The 21,387-nt window shown below is 69.6% G+C and carries 19 protein-coding genes and 1 tRNA gene; 5 read left to right on the top strand and 15 right to left on the bottom strand.

Features of this window, described 5'->3' with window-relative positions; all coding sequences use genetic code 11:
• Positions 1-60: 60 nt before the first annotated feature.
• The gene (locus BQ9890_RS01425) at positions 61-1,026 is read right to left on the bottom strand and encodes a carbohydrate ABC transporter permease (RefSeq protein WP_230297765.1); all 966 of its coding nucleotides are present in this window, start codon (positions 1,024-1,026) and stop codon (positions 61-63) included.
• Entirely contained in the window at positions 1,023-1,964 is a 942-nt protein-coding gene (locus BQ9890_RS01430) for a carbohydrate ABC transporter permease (protein ID WP_075888774.1), read from the bottom strand. The genes BQ9890_RS01425 and BQ9890_RS01430 overlap by 4 nt, the downstream gene beginning before the upstream one ends.
• Positions 1,965-2,505: 541 nt before the next feature.
• Between BQ9890_RS01430 and BQ9890_RS01440 the strand changes: the two genes are divergently transcribed.
• Complete coding sequence (locus BQ9890_RS01440) at positions 2,506-3,138, top strand: TetR/AcrR family transcriptional regulator (protein ID WP_075888778.1); 633 nt, start codon at positions 2,506-2,508, stop codon at positions 3,136-3,138.
• Entirely contained in the window at positions 3,135-4,139 is a 1,005-nt protein-coding gene (gene gap, locus BQ9890_RS01445) for a type I glyceraldehyde-3-phosphate dehydrogenase (protein ID WP_075888780.1), read from the top strand. The genes BQ9890_RS01440 and gap overlap by 4 nt, the downstream gene beginning before the upstream one ends.
• Before the next feature lie 108 nt (positions 4,140-4,247).
• On the opposite strand, the gene BQ9890_RS01450 is transcribed toward gap, so the two are convergent.
• From BQ9890_RS01450 to BQ9890_RS01490, 9 genes are all read right to left on the bottom strand, one after another.
• Complete coding sequence (locus BQ9890_RS01450; protein ID WP_230297766.1) at positions 4,248-5,510, bottom strand: glycoside hydrolase family 3 N-terminal domain-containing protein; 1,263 nt, start codon at positions 5,508-5,510, stop codon at positions 4,248-4,250.
• A 10-nt stretch (positions 5,511-5,520) separates the two neighbouring features.
• Positions 5,521-6,429, bottom strand: a complete 909-nt coding sequence (locus BQ9890_RS01455) for an aldo/keto reductase (RefSeq protein WP_075888782.1) — start codon at positions 6,427-6,429, stop codon at positions 5,521-5,523.
• A gap of 100 nt (positions 6,430-6,529) precedes the next feature.
• Positions 6,530-7,585, bottom strand: a complete 1,056-nt coding sequence (locus BQ9890_RS01460) for an amino acid ABC transporter permease (protein WP_075888784.1) — start codon at positions 7,583-7,585, stop codon at positions 6,530-6,532.
• On the bottom strand, positions 7,582-8,244 hold the full coding sequence (locus BQ9890_RS01465) for an amino acid ABC transporter permease (protein ID WP_075888786.1): 663 nt from the start codon (positions 8,242-8,244) through the stop codon (positions 7,582-7,584). The genes BQ9890_RS01460 and BQ9890_RS01465 overlap by 4 nt, the downstream gene beginning before the upstream one ends.
• Positions 8,245-8,355: 111 nt before the next feature.
• Complete coding sequence (locus BQ9890_RS01470) at positions 8,356-9,249, bottom strand: glutamate ABC transporter substrate-binding protein (protein ID WP_075888788.1); 894 nt, start codon at positions 9,247-9,249, stop codon at positions 8,356-8,358.
• 90 nt (positions 9,250-9,339) lie between these two features.
• On the bottom strand, positions 9,340-10,107 hold the full coding sequence (locus tag BQ9890_RS01475) for an amino acid ABC transporter ATP-binding protein (protein WP_195907603.1): 768 nt from the start codon (positions 10,105-10,107) through the stop codon (positions 9,340-9,342).
• A 190-nt stretch (positions 10,108-10,297) separates the two neighbouring features.
• Positions 10,298-11,740, bottom strand: coding sequence for a diaminopimelate decarboxylase (gene lysA, locus BQ9890_RS01480; RefSeq protein ID WP_075892545.1), 1,443 nt, complete (start codon positions 11,738-11,740; stop codon positions 10,298-10,300).
• Positions 11,741-11,848: 108 nt separating this feature from the next.
• Positions 11,849-13,528: an arginine--tRNA ligase gene (argS, locus tag BQ9890_RS01485; protein ID WP_075892547.1), complete on the bottom strand. Its 1,680-nt coding sequence runs from the start codon at positions 13,526-13,528 to the stop codon at positions 11,849-11,851.
• Positions 13,529-13,658: 130 nt separating this feature from the next.
• Entirely contained in the window at positions 13,659-14,123 is a 465-nt protein-coding gene (locus BQ9890_RS01490) for a ribose-5-phosphate isomerase (RefSeq protein WP_075888792.1), read from the bottom strand.
• A 98-nt stretch (positions 14,124-14,221) separates the two neighbouring features.
• Here BQ9890_RS01490 and BQ9890_RS01495 point away from each other — a divergent pair.
• From BQ9890_RS01495 to BQ9890_RS01505, 3 genes are all read left to right on the top strand, one after another.
• A tRNA-Arg gene (locus tag BQ9890_RS01495) sits at positions 14,222-14,294 on the top strand.
• A gap of 282 nt (positions 14,295-14,576) precedes the next feature.
• Complete coding sequence (locus BQ9890_RS01500) at positions 14,577-15,974, top strand: hemolysin family protein (RefSeq protein WP_075888794.1); 1,398 nt, start codon at positions 14,577-14,579, stop codon at positions 15,972-15,974.
• The gene (locus BQ9890_RS01505) at positions 15,971-17,008 is read left to right on the top strand and encodes a hemolysin family protein (RefSeq protein ID WP_075888796.1); all 1,038 of its coding nucleotides are present in this window, start codon (positions 15,971-15,973) and stop codon (positions 17,006-17,008) included. Before BQ9890_RS01500 ends, BQ9890_RS01505 begins: the two co-directional genes overlap by 4 nt.
• A gap of 76 nt (positions 17,009-17,084) precedes the next feature.
• Here BQ9890_RS01505 and BQ9890_RS01510 read toward each other — a convergent pair whose 3' ends face one another.
• From BQ9890_RS01510 to BQ9890_RS01525, 4 genes are all read right to left on the bottom strand, one after another.
• Positions 17,085-17,897 (bottom strand): glycerophosphodiester phosphodiesterase family protein, encoded by an 813-nt coding sequence (locus BQ9890_RS01510; protein ID WP_075888798.1) that lies wholly within the window; start codon positions 17,895-17,897, stop codon positions 17,085-17,087.
• Positions 17,894-18,871 carry a M23 family metallopeptidase gene (locus BQ9890_RS01515; RefSeq protein ID WP_143226196.1) on the bottom strand — a complete coding sequence of 326 codons (978 nt, stop codon included), beginning with the start codon at positions 18,869-18,871 and terminating at the stop codon, positions 17,894-17,896. Before BQ9890_RS01515 ends, BQ9890_RS01510 begins: the two co-directional genes overlap by 4 nt.
• A 137-nt stretch (positions 18,872-19,008) precedes the next feature.
• Positions 19,009-20,055: a hemolysin family protein gene (locus BQ9890_RS01520; RefSeq protein WP_075888800.1), complete on the bottom strand. Its 1,047-nt coding sequence runs from the start codon at positions 20,053-20,055 to the stop codon at positions 19,009-19,011.
• Positions 20,052-21,380, bottom strand: a complete 1,329-nt coding sequence (locus BQ9890_RS01525) for a hemolysin family protein (RefSeq protein WP_143226379.1) — start codon at positions 21,378-21,380, stop codon at positions 20,052-20,054. Before BQ9890_RS01525 ends, BQ9890_RS01520 begins: the two co-directional genes overlap by 4 nt.
• Positions 21,381-21,387 lie beyond the last annotated feature (7 nt).

Here is a 21,387-nt window from a genome sequence, read left to right on the forward strand (position 1 = left end):
GTCCTTCGTGCTCTCATGTCGTGAACCTTTCGGTGTGGGTGGACAACTCTTCTGGGGAGGTCATTGCTTGACGGCGCCCTGTGTGAGCCCGGCGACGATGTAGCGCTGCAGGGCCGCGAAGACGACGAGGACGGGGGCGATGACCAGGACCGCACCTGCCATGAGGACGCCGTAGTTGCCGGTGTTGGACTCCAGGGACTGCAGGAGGTTGAGTGCGACGGGCAGGGTCATGCTCTCCGGCCTGTCGGTGATGATCAGCGGCCACAGGAATGAGTTCCACTCGCTGACGACCGTGACCAGGGAGACCGTCGCGATGGTGGGGATCGTGACCGGCACGACGATCTGCCACAGGCGCCGCCAGTGCCCCGCACCGTCCAGTTCCGCCGCCTCCAGGAGGCTCGGGGGAAGGGTGAGGAACTGCTGACGCAGGAGGAAAGTGCCGAAGGCAGTGCCCAGGGTCGGCAGGATGATCCCCCACAGGGTGTTGCGCCCGCCCAGTGTGGAGATCGTGATGTAGTTCGGCAGCATCGCGGCCTCCGGCGGGACCATGAGCGCCACGAGGATCCCCAGGAAGATCAGGTTGCGTCCCGGGATCCTGATGAACACCAGGGCGTAGGCAGTGGTGATGGCGAGGAAGACCTTGATGGTCGCCCCCACCACCGTGACGATGAGGGAGTTGCGGAAGGCGCTCGCCAGCGGCACCCGTTCGGCGACCTTCGCATAGTTCGCGGTGGTCGGATCCGTCGGCAGGAACGTGGGGTTCACGGTGACGATCTCCGAGGCCGGCTTGAAGGAGGAGATCACCATCCACAGCAGTGGCAGTGCGATGATCACGAGTGCCAGGATCATCGGGACGTAGCCGGCGAAGAGGGTGGCTGCGAGGTTCCGGCGTGAGAATGCCCGGCTCCAGTCGGAGGGGTCTCGGGCCACCTTCCTCGGTCGGAGGACCTCGGGTGCCGTGCCCGCGCCCGGACCGTCATCCGGGCCGGAACCGGCCCCGACGACGGCGTTGGTGGTGGTGCTCACTGGTAGTGCACCTTCCTCTCCACGTAGCGCATCTGGACGGCCGTGACGGCGAAGAGGGTGATGAACAGGATCACCGAGACGGCCGCCGCGTAGCCGGCCCGCTGGTACGCCCCGAAGGACTGCAGGTAGATCTCGAAGATGATCGTGTTGGTGCCGTTGCCCGAGGGGGTCATGACACGGAGGATGTCGAAGGCCTGCATCGAGTTGAGGACCATGGTGATGGTCAGGAAGAACACTGTGGGACTCAACAGGGGCAGGACCACGCTGAAGAACTTGCGCACCGATCCCGCACCGTCGATCTCGGCAGCCTCCAGGAGGTCCGTCGGGATCGACTGGAGGCCCGCGATGAAGATGACGGCCGCGTAGCCGAGGTTCTTCCAGATGTAGACGATGATCACCATCAGCAGCGACAGGCCCGGGTCGTTGAACCACTCCGGCGAGGTGCGCCCGAAGTACTGGAACACGTACCGGAGGACACCCAGGCGGGGATCGAAGATGAAGTTCCAGACCATTCCGATGCCGACGCCCGAGAGGACGTAGGGCGAGAAGATCGCGGTCCTGGCCAGGGTCCGACCGGGCAGGCGCTGGTTGAGCACCAGGGCCATCAGGAGACCCAGCAGCATGGCCCCCGCGACGGTGGCGACCGTGAAGACGATGGTCACACGCCAGACCTCGAGACCGTGGGGCGAGGTGAAGAACTCCTTGTAGTTCGCCAACCCCACGGTGCGCGCCGTCGTGGAGCCGAGGCGCCAGTCCAGCACGGAGTAGCGCAGGTTCATGACGAGCGGGTAGTAGATGAACATCAGGATCAGGGCGATGTTCGGTCCCGCGAAGAGGATGAAGTGGAAGTAGTTGCGGGAACGGACGATGCGCCGCTCGCGCCTGCGCCCGGCCTCGACCTCGGCCTGCGCCGTGCCGGTCGTGGACTGTCGGCTCATCGCAGGTGCTCCGGTGTCACGACCGTGTGCGCCCGGCGTCCGGCGGGACGAGGACCCGGTCCTGTCCGCCCGGTGCACCTGCCCCGGAAGGCCCGGTCCTGCCCAGGGGTCCGGGGACGGGACCGATCGTCCGCGTCCTCGCCCAGATCGGCGTGCTCGCTCAGCTCCGGTCCCCTCTCCTCGTGGACACCGGCTCCCACCTGCTTCCGGTGGGGTCCGTGGTCCTGGTACCGGGCGTCATCCGTGCCGACCCGGCGCATCTGGTGTGGGACCGGTCGCACCACAGCAAGGTCCCACACCCTGAGGATAGCGACACCGACCCGTGTGCGGGTACTTCCGTCAGCGCGCCGGGGAGCCCGTGCCACACTGCTCGCCCTCCTCACGGGAGCCCAGCTCCTCGCAGGGCCCCGACCCTGCGCAGGACACGGAGCACACCGGAGAGCCGGACACCGCGCAGGACACGGAGCACACCGGGGAGCTGGACTCCTCACAGGACACGGGCCTCCTTGCGCCTGTACATACCAGTAGGTACAGTGTCCACATGACCGAAGGACAGCAGGACTCCCGCCACCGCCTCATCGAGGCAATGGCTGATCTCCTCTGGGAGAGGGGGTACGCCGCGACCAGCCCCCGCGACGTCATGTCCGCCGCCGGAGTCGGTCAGGGCTCGCTCTACCACCACTTCTCCGGCAAGCACGAGCTCGCCGCGGAGGCCATGCGGGCCAATGTGGCAGCAGCACTGGCCGACAACCCCGAGCCGGAGGGCGACGGCCCCGCCCTCGTCGACATCGAGAAGCGCCTCCTGCGCCCACGCCCGGGCACACGCGGCTGCCGGGTCGGGCGCATGACGCAGGACCCGAAGGTGGTCGAGGACGCCGAGATGCTCGGCATCGTCTCCGACGCCTTCGACACCATGGCCGAGCGGTGGACACGACTCATCACGGCTGCCATCCGACGCGGCGAGCTACCCGATGACCTCGACGCCCACCAACTCGCGGACACCCTGTCGGCCGTCATCCAGGGCGGCTACGTCCTCTCCCGTGCACGCGGGTCACAGGAACCCATGGACTCCGCCGTGCGCGGCATGGTCGCGCTCCTGGAGTCGGCGGCGCGGCCCCCACGGTCGGGACCACCCGACGCCCCCACCCACCACCCACATGAGGAGCAACCATGACCACACGGATCGGGATCAACGGTTTCGGACGCATCGGACGCACCTTCCTGCGCGCCGCCCTCGCCAATGACGCAGACGTCGAGGTCGTGGCGGTCAACGACCTCACCGACGTCGCCACCCTCGCCGACCTGCTGGAGTGGGACTCCATCTCCGGCCACCTCGACGGCGTCTCCGCCGACGGCGACCACCTCACGGTCCGGGGCCACGGGATCACGGTGTTCTCGCAGCGTGACCCCGCCGAGATCCCCTGGAGCGAGGTCGGGGCGGACGTCGTCATCGAGTCGACCGGCCACTTCACCGACGCCGTCTCCGCGCGCGCCCACCTCCGGGGCGGGGCACGCAAGGTGATCGTCTCCGCGCCCGCCACGGGGGATGTCCCCGCCCTCGTGCTGGGCGTCAACACCGACACCCTCGACGTGGCGGCCACCGATGTCTTCTCCAACGGCTCCTGCACCACGAACTGCCTGGCGCCCATGGCCAAGGTCCTCAACGACGCCTTCGGCATCGAGAGCGGACTCATGACCACGGTCCACGCCTACACGAGTGACCAGAAGCTCCACGACGCCCCCCACAAGGACCTGCGGCGGGCCCGTGCCGCAGCCCTGTCGACGATCCCGACCTCCTCGGGCGCTGCCCGCACCATCGGGAGGATCATCCCCGAGCTGGACGGGAAGCTCACCGGCTTCGCCCTGCGGGTGCCGGTGCCCGTGGGCTCGATCACCGACCTGACGGCAGTCCTCTCCCGACCGACCACCGTCGAGGAGGTCAACCAGGCGTTCCGCGCGGCGGCCGACTCCCCGGAGCTGTCCCGCTACCTCGCCCACTCCGAGGCCCCGATCGTCTCCTCCGACATCGTCGGCAACCCGCGCTCGGTGATCTTCGACGCGCCCCTGACCGAGGTCATCGGCAACCACGTGAAGGTCCTGGGCTGGTACGACAACGAATGGGGGTTCTCCAACCGGCTGGTGGAGCTCTCCGAGCTCATCGGGAGCAGGCTCTGAGCAGGCCACCACGGAGGAACGGCACCCGACACCCGCTCGGCGCCGGCACGGCGGCCCCTGTCCCCACCCCGGGGGTGGGGGCCGTTGCCACTCGCGGGGACGTCCCGTTCAGGGTGCGGTCGGCAGGGATGACTTGAGCGACAGGACGCGGGTCGCGGCCGCACGGACCTTCTCGGCGAACGCCGGGTCCTGACGGGCCCGCGCCACAACGGCATCCACCATCTCCGCAGCCTGCTCGGGCGAGGCGGAGACCAGCACGATGTCACAGCCGGCACCGATGGCCTTCACCGCTCGCTCCCCCGGCGTCCACGCCTGGACCTGGGCGGCTGCGGAGACGTCGTCCGTGATGACCACGCCGTCGAATCCCAGGTCCCCGCGCAGCACGTCATCGACCACCACGGACGAGAAGGCGGCCGGCGCGTCCGGGTCGATGCGCTCGTAGACGGCAGTCGACATCATGACCATCTCGGCTCCGTCCTCGATGCCGCGGGCGAAGACGCCCACCGAGGCGTCGTCCCGGGAGGTCAGCGTGTCCGTGACCCCGGCGGTGGTGTCCGTGTTGCCCGTGACGCGTCCCAGTCCGGGGAAGTGCTTGACTGCCACCGCGACACCGGCACTGCGCATCCCGCGGGAGAAGGCGTTGGCGTGTGCGACCACCTGGTCCGCACTGGAGCCGTACTCCCGTCCCCACTTCCCGATCGGCGGGTTCTCCGCGGGGTCGCCGTCGACCAGGTCCATCACGGGAGCCAGGTTGAGGTTGACGCCGACTGACGCGAGCTGCCTCCCCCACCCGGTGGCCGACGACTCCAGATCTGCCTCCGACATCGCGGACTGGTCCAGGGCCGAGTGCATGCGGGAGAACCCCGGTCCCTGCAGCACCTGCACCGCTCCCCCCTCCTGGTCGGTCGCCACGAGCATGGCCGTGGAGTGCGTCGTGTCCTGGCCGACCAGGTCCGTGAAGGAACGCACCAGGGCGAGCACCCGGTCGGGCGCGGCCTCGCTGCGGCCCGCGAGGAACACATTGCCCACGTGCCGGTCGCGTACGGCGGCCCAGCTCGCGTCCTGCTGCCGGTGCACGTCCACACCGACCATGAACAGCTGCCCGACCTGTTGCTCCAGGGACCATCCGCGCAGCGGGTCACCGCCCTGGGGGGTCCCCGGGTCCGGGGTGGCGGAGATCCCTGCGCCCGCGCCGGAGGCGGGCCGGGTCGTGTCCCTGGAGCCCGACTGCGAGGAGGTCGACGAGGGCGACGCCCCCTGCCCGCTCACGGTGGCCGTCGAGGGGGTGCAGGCGACGCAGAGGACAGCGACGACTCCCAACGCGACGGAGACCGCCGCCGGCCCCCTGTCCGGTACCGTCAGTGCGCGCACCACGGCCGCCTCAGTCCAGTCCCTCTCCGCGCGCCGCCGCGTCCTCCGGTGTCTGGGGGAAGGCGAAGGTCGCCGGGTCCCCGCCGATGCGTCCCTCCGGGTCGTCCAGTGCGTCGATGGCGGCGATGTCCTCCGGCGACAGGTCGAACCCGGAGACGGCGAGGTTCTCGCGCATGCGCTCGGGATGGACGGACTTCGGGATGACGATCCGTCCGGACTGGACGTGCCAGCGGAGCACGACCTGGGCGGCGGTGACGCCCAGACGACGGGCGATGCCGACCACGACCGGGTCGCGCAGGTCCGCACCCTGTCCCAACGGCGAGTAGGCCTCGACCGCGACGCCGCGGCGCAGGCAGGCACGTCGGACCTCGGGCTGGGAGAACGCGGGGTGGACCTCCACCTGGTCGACGGCCGGGGTCACCCCGGTCTCGACGACCAGGCGCTCCAGGTGCTCGGGGAGGAAGTTGGACACACCGATGGCGCGCACCGCGCCCTGGTCGGCCAGGTCCGCCAGCACCCGCCAGGTGTCGACGTAGAGGTCCTCCGAGGGGAGTGGCCAGTGGATGAGGTAGAGATCGATCACCTCGCGTCCCAGTGCCCGTCTCGAGGTCTCGAAGGCCTCCCGCGCGCGCTCGGCCCCCTGGTCCGCATTGCGGAGCTTCGTCGTGACGAACACGTCCTGCTCGGGCAGGCCACTCGCGCGGATGGCGGCGCCCACACCTGCCTCGTTGCAGTACGCGGCGGCCGTGTCGATGTGCCGGTACCCGATCTCCAGGGCCTCCTCCACCGCACGCTGGGTGTCGGCGGGTGGGATCTGGAACGTCCCGAACCCGACCTGGGGGACGGAGACCCCGTCGCCGAGCCGGACCTGGGGAGCGTCGGGGACCTGCGGGACCCGGGAGGTGGTGTGTTCCTGCATACCAGAACCCTACGACGCCCCACCCCCAACCGCCGGGGCACGGAGTGCGTCCAGGGGATGGGGGCAGGGGACGAGGGCGGGGCGGGCCCGGGCTGCGGCCTCAGGCGGGGGCAGTTGCCGGACCCCCGGAGGTGCCGTGCCGGGTGGGGGGCACGTACGGGCCCGTCGCGGGCGCAGCAGGCTGCGAACCCGGTGTCCCGGTCCGTGCCAGTGCCGACCGCGCAGCCGGCGCCGGGGCCATGGTCACCCCGGGCTGGCTGATCGTGCCGTCGCGGCGTTGGCGGCGCACACGGGTGCGGGCGATCTGCAGGTTGGTGTTGCGCCACCCGTGCTTCTTGCCGTCCGGCCCCTTGGTGCCGGAGATGGACTCCTCGGCGATCTTCGCCAGACCGGCAACGGTGAGGCACATGCCGACGTAGATGGCACCGACCACCATGGCGGCCGGGATCAGCGGTGAGTCGAACTGGGCCTGGGTGCCGATGAACTTGGCGTAGTCGAGGAGCTCGGGGTAGGTGATGATGAAGCCGAGCGCCGTGTCCTTGAGGATCACGACCAGCTGCGCGATGATCACCGGGAGCATTGCGCGGATCGCCTGGGGCAACAGGATCATGGTCATGACCGAGGTCTTGCGCAGGCCCAGGGCCGCGGCCGCCTCCCACTGGCCCCGCGGGAGGGCCAGGATTCCGGAACGGATCGCCTCGGCCAGGATCGTGCCGTTGTACAGGGTCAACGCGGTGACCACTGATGTGAAGGTCGTGAACTTCAGTCCCAGGGTGGGCATCCCGTAGTACATGAGCATCATGAGGATCAGGACGGGGATCGCACGGAAGATCTCCAGGAACCAGACGACGGGGACCTTGACCCACTGGTGGTCGGAGAGCCTCCCCACCGCGAGGAGCAGTCCCACGACCAGGGCGAGGACGGCGGAGAGCCCGAAAGCCTTGAGGGTGTTGAGGGTGCGCAGGCCGATCTGGCTCCACACCTGCGGGTAGGTGAAAGCCGACCACTTCCGGGCCGAGAACTGCCCGGTCACGGAGAAGCGGTAGATGATGAACGCGAGGATCGCGCCCACCACGATGACCGTGGCCACGGCCATGAGGGCGTAGCGTCGCCGCGCCACCGGACCGGGGACGTCGTAGATGTGCTGGGAGCTCATCGGACCACCTTCAGTCGGTTCTCGAGGAAGCGCTGGAATGTCGCGAGCAGGAGGACCAGGACCACGAAGATCGCTGCCACCCACAGCAGGCCGGCCATGAGTGGCTCGGACCGCTCGGAGAGGTAGGCACGGATCGCCCCGGCCTCGAAGACCGAGAAGCCAGCGGCAACCGTGGTGTTCTTCAGCAGTGCGATGAGGACGCTCATCATCGGGGGGACGACCGCCCGCCCCGCCTGCGGCAGGACGATGAGCTCCATGGACTGGGTGAAGGTGAAGCCGAGGGCACGTCCCGCCTCCATCTGGCCCGCGGGGATCGTGTTGATACCCGAGCGGATGACCTCTGCGATGTAGGTGGCCGTGTAGAGACCCAGCGCGATGATGGCCAACTGCATGAAGGAGAGCCCGGATCCCCAGGTCCCCGTCGGGAAGAGCTTCGGGTACCCGAAGGCGAAGAAGAAGAAGAGGAGTGTCAGCGGAGTGTTGCGGACGAGGTTGACGTAGAGCGTCCCCACTGCCCGCATGACAGGAACGGGCGACACCCTCATGGCCCCTGTGATGGATCCGAGGACCAGAGCGATCACGCCGCCCCCGGCGAAGAGGATCAGGGTGTTCCTGAATCCGGTGATGAACAGGTCGGCGTTGTTGAACAGGACGTTCACAGCGCCTCCTTCCGATGGTCGGCTCCGCGGTCCCTTTCTGGCAGGGTCACGGTCGTTCCGCGGTGTGGGTGTGAGGTGGGGGCGGGGCCGGGGCCCCGCCCCCAAGTCCGGTCACTCGTAGTCGTCGACGGCCGGCTGCTCGACCTTCGTGCCGGAGGCACCGAGGGTCTCGTCGTAGATCTTGGTCCAGGTGTCCCCACCGTCCGTGAAGACGTTGTTGATGAAGTGGCGCAGGGCCGCATCGTCCTTGGGGAGGCCGACCCCGTACTTCTCCACACTGAAGGGCTCGCCGACGACCTTGAGGGCGTCGGGCTCCTGTGCGGCGTAGCCGATGAGGATGGCCTGGTCGGTGGTCACCGCGTCCACGGTGCCGTCCTTGAGGGCTTCGACGCACTGGGAGTAGTTGTCGAACTCCGTGGTCTTGGTGTCGGGGTAGTTGTCCTTGATGTTCTGGATCGGGGTGGAACCCGTCGCCGAGCAGACCGTCTTGCCGGCCAGGTCCTGGTCGGAGGTGATGTCGGTGTTGTCCGCCGTGACCAGCAGGCCCTGCCCGGTGATGAAGTACGGACCGGCGAAGCCGACCTGTTCCTTGCGCTTGTCGGTGATGGAGTAGGTGCCGACGTAGTAGTCGATGTCCCCGTTGATGATGGCCTGCTCGCGGTTGGCGGAGGGGATCTTCTGGAACTCGATCTGGTCGGGTGAGAACCCGAGCTCGGCGGCGATCCAGGTGGCGATTTCGATGTCGAAACCGGAGCGCTCACCCGTGACGGCGTCCAGGTACCCCAGACCGGGCTGGTCCTCCTTCACGCCGACGCGGACCTTGCCATTGGACTGCATGGCGTCGAAGGTCGGGGAGTCGGTCAGATCCACGCTGGTGGCGACCGGGAACTCCAGGGAACCACTGGTCCCTGCCGAGCCGGACTCGCTCGAGCCGGAGGAGCAGGCGGCCAGGGAGAGCGCTGTGGCGGCGGCTGCCGCCAGAGCGAGTAAACCCTTCGTGCGCATGGGAGGTCCTTTCGTCGGCACCGGACCCGTGTCCGGTGACGTTGGGTGTTCTGTCTTGCTGGGTCCGGGGTGCGTGGGCACCCCGACGGTTCAGTGGGAGAGGATCTTGGAGAGGAAGTCCTTCGCGCGGTCCGTCTCCGGATGGGAGAAGAACTTCTCGGGCGGGGCCTGCTCGATGATCTGGCCGTCGGACATGAAGGCCACCCGGTCTGCGGCCTTGCGGGCGAAGCCCATCTCGTGGGTGACGACGATCATCGTCATGCCGTCCTTCGCGAGCTGCACCATGACGTCGAGGACCTCGTTGATCATCTCGGGGTCCAGGGCGGAGGTGGGCTCGTCGAAGAGCATGACCTTGGGCTGCATGGCCAACGCCCGGGCGATGGCGACACGCTGCTGCTGGCCGCCGGAGAGCTGGGCGGGGTACTTCTCCGCCTGGGCACCGACTCCGACGCGGTCCAGGAGCTGGCGTGCCCGTTCGGTGGCCTCGGCCTTAAGGACCTTCTTGACCTTCACCGGGGCCAGGGTGACGTTCTCGAGGATCGTCTTGTGGGAGAAGAGGTTGAAGGACTGGAAGACCATCCCGACGTCCGCACGCAGGGCCGCGAGCTTCTTGCCCTCCTTCGGCAGGGGGACCCCGTCGATGTAGATCTCGCCCGAGGTCACCGTCTCCAGACGGTTGATGGTCCGGCAGAGGGTGGACTTGCCTGAGCCGGAAGGTCCGACCAGGAGCACGACCTCGCCCTTGTCGACCGTCAGGTTGATGTCGTGGAGGGCCTCGAAGTCACCGAAGTGCTTGTAGACGTGCTCCACGACGACGAGCGGCCCGGAGGGGGCACCTTGGACTTTTTCCTCTGACATGGCCATGACTTTACCTTCAGGTTCACCCGGAGTGCACGTGGTCCAGTCCGTGGACTGCGGCATCCCTCACGCAGAGGATGTGAGGAGAGTGAGCACAGGTTGACTTGGGCGCGCCATGACCAGGGACGAGGGCGGCCCCGGTCCGCACGGACCGGGAGCGGGCCACGCCGGGCCCGCACACCCGGTTCGCTCAGTCCGCGTCCAGGCCGGGGTCCAGTGCCATGAGGTCGGCCAGGGTCTGGGGTCGCAGGATCCAGCGGGCACTCCCGTCCTCGACCGCCAGCACCCCCGGCTTGGTGAGCACGTTGTAGTTGGAGGCCATCGACCACCCGTAGGCACCCGTCGCGGGCACCACCAGCAGGTCCCCGGCCGTCACGTCGTCGGGGAGGTCCACGTCGTGGACGACGATGTCGCCCGACTCGCAGTGCTTGCCCACCACCCGCGAGCGCTGCCAAGGACCGTGGGGGGCGCGGTTCGCCAGGGTGGCGGTGTACGCGGCGCCGTAGAGTGCCGGGCGGATGTTGTCGGACATGCCACCGTCGACGGCGACGTAGCGGCGCACGGCCCCGCCCTGCAGAGTCACGTCCTTGACCGCCCCCACCCGGTACACGGTCACCGTGGTGGGTCCCGCCACACTGCGTCCGGGTTCCACCGAGACGTGTGGCACGGAGGTGCCGGTCTCCTCGGCGGCCTTGCGCACGGTCGCGGCGACGCTGCGGGCCACCTCCGCGGGAGAGGTCGGCACGGGATCGGCCCCGGTGTAGGCGATCCCCACGCCACCCCCCAGGTCCACCTCGCGGGTCGACACCCCGAGCTCCCGTGAGACCCGGGCACGGAAGTCCATGACGATGCGGGCCGCGGCCACGAACGCCTCTGTCCCCTCGATCTGGCTGCCGATGTGGTTGTGGAAGCCGAGCAGCTCCAGGTGCGGACTCGCGGTGATCGCGCGCACCACCTCCATCGCGGAGCCGTCGGCCACGGAGACCCCGAACTTCTGGTCCTCGTGCGAGGTCGCGATGTACTCGTTGCCCCCGGCGTGGATGCCCGTCTTGAGACGGACCATGACCCGGGCCGTGACCCCGAGCCCCGCCGCGACCCGTTCCACCTGGGCCACCTCGTGGAGGGAGTCGATGAAGATCCGCTCGATGCCCCTGCCCTCGCCCGCGCCCAGGGCCAGTTCGATCTCGGCGTCGAGCTTGTTGTTGCCGTGCAGTCCCACTCGGGTGGGATCCGCCCCCGCACGCAGTGTGATGGCGAGCTCCCCCAGGGAGGCGGTGTCGATCCCCATGCCTTCCGCGGTCACCACGTCCACGACGTCCGCACACAGGAAGGCCTTGGCGGCGTAGAACGCATCGCCACCGGACATGCCGTAGCCGTCCCAGAACTCCTCCGCCATGGCACTCGTCCACACGCGGGCCCGTCCACGCAGGTCGGCCCGGTCCAGGACGTAGAGGGGGGTCGCGAAGTCACGGGCCACGTCGACCAGTGTCACTCCCCCGACCTCGAGCGCCCCGTCCCCGCGCCGACGCGTCGTCCACGGCCACAGGTCGGGACGCTCGGTGGGCTCGGGGCACACGAGGCTGCCGGCGGGCGCCTCCCCGTCCCCGACGGGGGCGGCGCCGCCCCCGTCAATGGGTGCGGTCCCCCCTGCGTGTTCGGCCGGAGGGGTCGGAATGCTCCCCGCCTGCGCAGGACTGGCGGAAGTGGGGGTGCCGTGGGGAGTGGGGCGGGCGTCCACCGGTCACATCCTCTCGGGTGCCTCGACGCCCAACAGGCCCAGGCCGTTGCGCAGGACCTGCGTGACGGCATCGTTGAGCCACAGGCGCGCGACGTGACCGGGGGTGACGGGTTCCTCACCACGCGGGGTGACGCGGCACTGGCCGTACCAGGCGTGGTAGGCGGCCGCCAGCTGCTCCAGGTAGCGCGCCACGCGGTGGGGTTCGCGCAGCTCGGCCGCCTGGGCGACCTGGGCGGGGAACTGGGCGAGGACACCCAGCAGGTCGCCGTCGGCCGGGTGGTCCAGGGCTGCGGGGTCGAATCCCGCTTCCCGGTCCACCCCGTGTTCGGCGGCGTTGCGCGCCACGTTGCGGGTGCGGGCGTGGGCGTACTGGACGTAGTAGACGGGGTTCTCGTTGGAGTGCGAGGTCAGCAGGTCCAGGTCGATGTCGAGGTTGGAGTCCATGGACACGCGCACCAGCGCGTAGCGCGCGGCGTCCACTCCCACGGCGTCGACCAGGTCGTCGAGGGTGACGATGGTGCCGGCCCGCTTGGACATGCGCACGGGCTGGCCGTCCCTGACCAGGTTCACCATCTGACCGATGAGGATCTGCATGTTGACACCGGGGGTGTCCCCGAAGGCCTCACACATCGCCATCATGCGCCCGATGTAGCCGTGGTGGTCCGCACCCAGGAGGTAGATCGCGACATCGGCGCCGCGGCGGCGCTTGTCGAGGTAGTAGGCGACGTCGCCGGCGAAGTAGGCGGCCTGGCCGTCGGACTTGATGAGGACACGGTCCTTGTCGTCGCCGTAGTCGGTGGTGCGCAGCCACACGGCGCCGTCCTCGTCGAAGACCTCGCCGCGCTCGCGCAGGACCTCGATGGCCCGGGCGACGGCGCCGGAGGAGTGCAGGGAGTCCTCGTGGAAGAACACGTCGAAGTCGGAGCGGAAGCTGTGCAGGCGTTGCTTGATCTCGTCGAACATCAGGTCCACACCTCGGGCGCGGAACGCCTCGACCGCGTCCTCCTCGGGCAGGGTGACCGGATCGGGTTCACCGGCGGCCAGGGCGTCGTGGCGGACCTGGTCGGCGATCTCGGCGATGTACTGGCCGCCGTAGCCGTCCTCGGGGGCCTCGTGGCCCATGGCGCGGGCGTACAGGGAGCGGGCGAAGCGGTCGATCTGGGAGCCGTGGTCGTTGAAGTAGTACTCGCGCGTGACCTGGCCGCCGGAGGCCTGCATCAGCCTGGCCAGGGAGTCGCCGACGGCCGCCCAGCGGGCTCCCCCCAGGTGGACGGGTCCGGTGGGGTTGGCGGAGACGTACTCCAGGTTGATGTGTGTGCCCGAGAGGGACGTGTTCGTGCCGAAGGACTCCCCCGCCTCGACGATCGTCGCCGCCAGCTGCCCGGCGGAGGCCGCACCGAGGGTGATGTTGATGAAGCCGGGGCCCGCGACCGCGACCTCCTCGATCCCCTCCGCGTCGCGCAGCGTGGTGGCCAGGACCTCGGCGAACTCGCGGGGCGCAACTCCTGCCCGACGGGCCAGCTGGAGGGCGACATTGGTCGCCCAGTCCCCGTGGTCACGGTTCTTGGGGCGCTCCACCCGCACGGGGTCGGGGACGTCGGCGGCATCCAGGGCGAGCGTGCCCGAGGCGGATGCCTCGAGCAACGTGGTGCGGATGAGGGCTGCGAGTTCTTCAGGGGTCACGGGACGAGGGTAGTCGGCGCGGTACGGCCCGGGCCAGCGGGGACACGGAGCGGTCGCGTCCGGCCCCGGGACACCTCCCACCGCCCGGCGGCGCAGCTCCTGCCCGGGAGCCGCCGTGGCGGGCGCGGGCTCAGTTGCGGTCGATGAGTCCGCTCTGCTCGTACGTGGTCAGCTGGTCGATGCGGTGACGGTGACGCTGGTCCGCACTGAAGGGGGTGGAGAGGAAGGCGTCGACGATGAGTGTGGCCTCCTCGGGTGTGTGCATGCGCGCACCGATGGACACGACATCGGCGTCGTTGTGCTGCCGGGCCAGGACGGCGGTCTCCTCGCTCCACGCCAGCGCGGCGCGGATCCCCTGCACCTTGTTCGCGGCGATCTGCTCGCCGTTGCCCGACCCACCGATGACGATGCCCAGCGACCCCGGGTCCCCTGCCACGGCCTCCGCGCAGTCCAGGCACATGGGCGGGTAGTTGTCGAGGGGGTCGAAGGTCTCGGGACCGTGGTCGACGACCTCGAAGCCGGCGGAGACCAGGTGGGGGACCAGCAGGGACTTGAGCTCGAAGCCGGCGTGGTCGGAGGCGATGTGGACGCGCACGTGTGACCTTCCTCGGTGGGGTGCGGAGCACCACCCATCATCTCACGCACGGCAGTGCAGGGGCATTGCCGCGGGGCTGGTAACATGTTGCGACGTCGGCCCCGATAGCTCAGCGGATAGAGCGTTCGCCTCCGGAGCGAAAGGCCGCAGGTTCGAATCCTGTTCGGGGCACCGTGCGATGTGTCGCGACACCGTCCATCCGGTGTCGCGACACCTCTCCTCCCGTCGGGACCGGGTTGTCCCCGTCCCCGGTGCGCGGATCCCTCCCGTGCGCGACGCCTCCCCAGTTGCTACCGTGTCCGCACCGGTGCGACACGCGCACCGGCACCACCCCCGCCCGGCGGAACCGCCGGAGCGCACCTGACGGACGGAGATGATGGGCGACAGCGGCTCGGGAGACAGTCCCCGGGGGCCAGCCCCCCACCCCTGTGACACACCCGGGCGGGTGACCGGATGACCGAGGTCCTCCTGCTCCTGCTCTCCATGGTCGTCGTGGCCGCCGGCGGCGCATTCGTTGCCGCCGAGTTCTCCCTGATCACGGTCAATCGTGCCTCGGTCGAATCCGCGGCGGACGACGGTGACCGTCGTGCGCGCGGAGTGCTGGAGGCGCTGCGTCACCTCTCGACCCAGCTCTCCGGGGCCCAGGTGGGCATCACCGTGACGAACCTGGCCCTCGGCTTCCTGGCCGAACCCTCGCTGGCCAGACTCATCCGCCCCGCCCTCGCCGACCTGGGTGTGCCCGATGCGGGGATCACCACCGTCTCCGTGACGATCGCACTGCTCACCGCGACCGTCATCACCATGGTCTTCGGAGAGCTGGTGCCGAAGAACCTGGCCATCTCGCGCCCCCTGGCCACCGCCCGGGCCGTGCAGGGCTTCCAGCGTGGCTTCACGCGGGCCGTGGCCTGGCCGATCCGCCTCTCGAACGGCACGGCCAATGCCCTCCTGCGCATCGTCGGCATCACGCCCCAGGAGGAACTCGCCTCGGCACGGTCCGCGGAGGAGCTCACCTCCCTGGTGCGCCATTCGGCACTGCGCGGCACCCTTGCCGCCGACACCGCGGACCTGGTGGGGAGGACGCTGACCTTCGGGGACCGACGTGCCCGCGACGTCATGGTCCCGGCGTCCTCGATGGTCACCCTCTCCCCCACCTCGACGGTCTCCGACATGGTCCGTCGTTCCCGGCGCACGGGACACTCCCGTTTCCCCGTCGTCAGCGTCTCCGAGGAGGGCGGGATCCTGCGCCAGATGCCCGTGGGCATCGCCCACATCCGCTCCTCCCTCTCCCTCCCCGTCGAGCTCTGGGGCGACACCACGGTGGACGCGCTCTCGGCTCCCGCCACCCTGGTCCCGGATTCCGTCCACATCGACGACCTCCTGGAGCGCCTGCGGCACGGTGGCCTCCAGATGGCCCTCCTCATCGACGAGTTCGGGGCCCTGGCAGGTCTGGTCACCCTGGAGGACGTCGTGGAGGAACTCGTCGGCGAGCTCTACGACGAGCACGATCCGGCCGAGCGCCCACCCGGTCCGCCACCCCCTCCCGGCGGCACCGTCCTGCCCGGCCTCACCCGGCTCGACGAGCTGCCCGACCTCATCGGTGTCACCCTGCCCGACTCCCCCGACGCCGGGACGCTGGGCGGTCTGGTCTCGGCCCGGCTGGGGCGCCTCGCGGAGGAGGGCGACGAGGTGGTCCTGGTCACCAGCCCTCCCGGGGCGCACGACCTGCACGTGGAGGTCCTCTCCGTGAGCGGCCACCGGGTGACGAGCGTCCTCGTCGAGGACCTCCCCGGCGACGGCACGGACGGCGACGGCGGAGCCCGTGCCGACGGCTCCGCGGGGTCCGGGCCATGAGCCCCGCCGCATCCGTCCTGCTCACCGTGGTCCTGCTCGCGGCGAACGCCTTCTTCGTGGGCGCCGAGTTCGCGTTGATCTCCGCACGACGCACACGGGTCGAACCGCTGGCACGTGCGGGGTCGCGACGGGCGCGCATCACCCTCTTCGCCATGGAGCACGTCTCACTGATGATGGCCGGCGCCCAGTTGGGGATCACCGTGTGCTCCCTGGCCCTGGGTGCCGTCGCGGAGCCGACGGTCGCCGCCACCATCGAGGTCCCCCTGCACGCCGTGGGTGTCCCCGACTCCTGGTTGCACCCCATCGCCCTGGTCATCGCCCTCTCCCTGGTGACATACCTGCACGTCGTGCTGGGTGAGATGGTGCCCAAGAACGTCGCCATCGCCGGTCCCGAACGCCTGGCACTGTCGTGCTCCCCCGTCCTCGTCGCCCTCGTCGGGCTGCTCCTGCCCCTCCTGTGGGTCCTCAACGGCCTGGCGAACCTCGTGCTGCGACTGATCCGCGTGACGCCACGCGACGAGGTCGCCTCCGCCTTCACCGGGGACGAGGTGGCCGAGCTGGTGGCGGAGTCACGCCGCAGTGGTCTCATCGACCCCGAGGACGAACGCCTCGTCCTGGGTGCGCTGACCTTCACGGAGCGCGATGTGGGTTCGGTGCTCATCCCCATGGACCGGGTCGCCACCCTGGACGACTCCCTCACGGTCGCGGAAGCGGCCGCCGTCGCCGCACGACACGGCTTCTCCCGCCTTCCCGTCAGGGACACGACCGGAGCCCCCTGTGGCTACCTCCACATCAAGGATCTGCCCGTCGAGGACCCCGGGAGCCGGGGGAAGCGCCTGCGTGCCCACGGGATCCGCCCGCTGCCGCAGGTCGCTGCCGAGGACTCGCTGCGCGCCGCGCTGCGGGTCATGCAGCGCGCGAAGGCCCACCTCGCACTGGTGGGGGATCCTGCCGCGCCGCTGGGCGTGGTCGCCCTGGAGGACGTCCTCGAGGAACTCATCGGCACGGTGCTCGACGACTCCCACGAGGACTGACGGAGGTCGTGGCCCCGACGGTCCGCACGGGACGGGTCCACCTCCCGGTGTCCGGGGTCACGGGCCGTCCTCCGGGTCAGGACCCGGACGGTGCCTGGCGACCCGGTTCCGGTGTGTCCTCCCACTGGCCGCGCCGCCTGAGGACGTCGCGCAGCAGCGTGGGGCGGTCGGTGACGATCCCGTCGACACCGAGGTCGAGGAGACGCACCATCTCGTCCTCGTCGTTGATCGTCCACACGTGCACGGCGATCCCGGCGGCGTGCGCGGTGGCGACGAGGCGCTGCGTGACCACGGGCACGGGACCGTACGAGGTCGGCACCTGGACGGCGCGCACCCCCTGACGGGGACCGGGCACGTGCCAGCTGGTCGGGTTCGTCCCGGTCCCGGCGGCAGCCAGCAGCCGGGCGACAGCGGTGGCACCCAGGGAGGTCGTGACGCCCCCGTGCCCACTGCGTCGGATGCGGTTGAGCCGGCGCTCCGAGAAGGAGGCGAGGAGCACCCGGTCGAAGGCTGCGTGCTCCTCCAGCACGTCGAGCAGCGGGCCGACGACGGCGTCGGTCTTGGCGTCGATGTTGAAGGCGAGGTCCGGGAACTCCTCGAGCACGTCGGAGAGCAGGGGGATGCGCCCTCCCTGCGGGCTGCGCAGCTGCGCGAGGTCGCGCCACGGGAGCAGGGCGACCGGTCCCGTCGCGTCGAAGAGGCGGTCGACGACGTCGTCGTGGATGAGGACGACCTTCCCGTCGGCGGTGACGTGGGCATCCGTCTCGATGTCGCGCACACCCAGGGAACGCGCGTGGGCGAAGGCCTCCACGGAGTTCTCCGGAGCCTCCTCCCCGCCACCTCGGTGGGCGAGGAGCAGTGGCCGGCGGCGGGAACCGACGGGGATCACGAGCAGTCGTCCCCGATGAACACCGCTCCGTGACCCGCCATCCAGGACGTCGGCTCGATCGGGGTGTCGGTGGAGTCGTGGATCTCGAAGTGCAGGTGCGAACCCGTGGACCAGCCGTTGGACCCCACCGCACCGATCTGCTGGCCCACGCTGACGCGGTCACCCACCTTCACCAGGATGTCCTGCATGTACTGGTGGGCATAGGCCGAGTAGAACACGCTGCCGTCGGCAGCCTTGTGCTCGATGCGCACGTAGGTCCCGGACCTGTAGTCGGAGCTGATCTCGACCACCGTTCCATCAGCCACCGAATGGATCGGGGTGCCCAGGGCGGCGGACATGTCGACACCGGCGTGCAGCAGGGCCTGACCCGAGATCGGGGAGATGCGCATGCCGAACCCGGAGGTCAGCTGGTAGGAACCCGCGGTCAGGGGGTAGACGAGGTCATCGGAGGCCACCACGACCTGGCGGGTGCCGTCGGAGGCATTGTCCGCCGCAGCGCACTTCGGCACCTCCAGGGGGGCGCGCACACGGCTGCGGGAGGCAGCTGCCACCGTCTGTCCCACCGAGTCGGCCTCGGCGATCCCGGGGTCACCGCCCTCGGCCCAGGAGGTGCCTCCCGTGGGGGCGCCGAGACTGCGGGCGGGGAGGTCCACGGAGGAGTCGGGACCCACGAACCCGGAGAGGGGGACCGCGACGGTCATCGCACCCAGTGCGACGAGCATGGAGGCACGCCCGACGTTGCCGCGCCCACGCACCGGCGCGGTCCGCTCCTCCACCGGCATGCCCGTGGACGAGGGCGACGCGGACGGGTCGGGGGCGTGGTGGAGGGAGCGACGGGAGGGGAAGGGACAGGCGGCTGCCGCTGGCAGGGTGGTCGTTGTGCGGGGGGTGTCTCCGGTGTGCGGAGCGGGGAGTCCACCGGTGCCGTGGAGTTCACGGCGGCTCGGGAACGGGCTCACCACTTCACGCGTCACGGACGACCTCCACGATCAACGGGTCGGACGGGACCGACCACAACGATCACAAACCTATAACGGGAACGGGCGCCCGCACACGGGTCCACGGTCCCGGAATGCGAAGGTCACAGTGAGACGGGACACAGTTCCGGTCCTCAGGCCCCCTGCTCCCGCTGCAGGGAGTCCCGTACCTCCCCCACCAGCTCCTCCAGGATGTCCTCCAGGAAGAGCACGCCCTGGACGTCCCCGTGGTCGTCGACCACCTCGGCGCAGTGCGTGCCGGTGCGCTGCATGTGGCGCAGTGCGTCCTCGACCTCGTCGGTGGCACGGACGGACTCCATCCTGCGGATGCGCCACGGGGTGACGGGGTCGTCCCTCTCGGGTCCCTCCGCGTAGAGCACGTCCTTGAGGTGCAGGTATCCGATGATCGCCCCGTCCTCCCCGACGACGGGGTAACGGGAGAACCCGGTCTGGGCGACCTCGCGCTCGACCATCGCCGGTGTGCAGTCGTGGGGCAGGACCACGAGGTCGTCGAGGGGGACCATCGCGTTCCCCGCGTTCTCCTCGGAGAACTCCAGGGTGCCGGTGAGCAGGCCCAGGTCGTCGTGGATCTTGCCCTCCTGCTGGGAGAGCTCGACGATGGAGGCGACCTCCTCCGCGGTGAAGGCTGCGGAGATCTCGGCGCGTGGCGTGATCCCCCGGACCTTGAGGAACCAGTTCGCGGTGTGGTCCATGGCCTCGATGACCGGACGCAGGACGTGGCCGAAGGCGACCAGCGGGGGTGCGAGCACCAGCAGGGCGCGGTGGGGGTTGGCGATCGCGATGTTCTTGGGCACCATCTCCCCGAAGACCACGTGGAGGAACAGCACGATGACGAGGGCCGCGACGAACCCCACGACGTGTGAGGAGGCCGCCGGCATCCCCAGGGACACCAGCGGGCCCTCGACGAGGTGCGCGATGGCGGGTTCGGCCACCACGCCCAGCGAGGTGGAGGCCACGGTGATTCCCAACTGGCAGATCGCCAGCATCAGGGAGACGTGCTGCAGGGCGTACATCGCCTTGGCAGAGCCCCGTTTGCCCTGTTCGTAGAGTGGTTCGATCTGGGAACGGCGCGAGGACGTGGTCGCGAACTCCCCCGTGACGAAGAAGGCGTTGACCCCCAGGAGGAACACGGTCACGAGGACACCGACGACGGGATTCACAGCGACACCTCCGCATCGTGGTGGGGCGGGGGTGGGATGACGGACACCTGGGTGACACGGCGCCCCTGCATCTGCGTGACCTCCAGATGGGCGCCCGCGACCTCCACCCGATCCCCGACCTGGGGCACACGGCCCAACTCGGTCATGACCAGACCCGCCAGGGTCTCGTAGGGACCGTCATCGGGGACGACGACGCCCGTGCGCTCGGCCAGTTCGTCGGGGCGCAGCCGCCCGGGGACCAGGAAGGAACCGTCAGGCTGGGAACGGATCCCGAGACGGCGGTGGTCGTGTTCATCGGAGACCTCCCCCACGATCTCCTCCACGACGTCCTCGAGGGTGACGATCCCAGCGACGCCGCCGTACTCGTCCACCACGACGGCCATCTGGAGGCCCTCATCACGCAGCTGGACCAGCAGAGGCGCCAGCTCGACGGTCTCGGGGACCCGAGGCGCGGGGGCGAGCAGCGAGGAGGACATGACCGAGACCTCGGTGCGACGCTCCCAGGGCACGGCCACCGCCCGGCGCAGGGACACCAGACCGACCACATCGTCATTGTCGTCACCGATGACCGGGAAGCGGGAGTGCCCGGTCTCCCGCGCGAGCGCCACGACGTCGGAGGCCATCGCGTCCTGGTCGAGGAAGCGCACCAGCCCACGATCGGTCATGACATCCACCGCGGAGAGCTCCCCGATGCGGATGGACTTCGTGAAGAGGCTGGCCGTGGAGGTGTCCAACGTTCCCTCCTCCGCGCTGTGGCGCACCAGGGCGGCCAGTTCCGAGGCCGATCGCGCCGAGGAGATCTCCTCCTGGGGCTCGATGCCGAGTCGGTGCAGGACCCAGTTGGCGGCCCCGTTGAGGACCATGATGAGCGGTCGGAAGATCTTCGTGAAGATCATCTGGAAGGGGACCACCATGCCCGCCGTCTTCAGCGGGTGTGCCAGGGCCAAGTTCTTCGGCACCAGCTCCCCGAAGAGCATGGAGAAGGCGTTGATGAGGATCGCGGCGACAATCACGGCGATCGTGGTCGCCAGGGCCTGGGCCACCCCGGCGTTGCCCAGCAGAGCAGTGAGCAGCTTCGCGATGGTCGTCTGCGTGGTGTAGCCGAGCAGGATGGTCGTCAGTGTGATGCCCACCTGGGCGCCGGAGAGCTGGGTCGAGAGCTCCTTGGTGGCACGCAGGACCTGGGCGGCACGCCTGTCCCCCTGGACGGCACGCCGCTCCACCGAGGCCTGGTCCAGGGCTACCAGTGAGAACTCGGAGGAGACGAAGATGAAGGTCCCCGCCGTGAGCACGATGCCCAGCAGGAGCATGAGGATGTCGATGATCACGCAG

The sequence above is a fragment of the Actinomyces provencensis genome (assembly GCF_900155435.1).
Classification (GTDB): Bacteria; Actinomycetota; Actinomycetes; order Actinomycetales; family Actinomycetaceae; genus Pauljensenia; species Pauljensenia provencensis.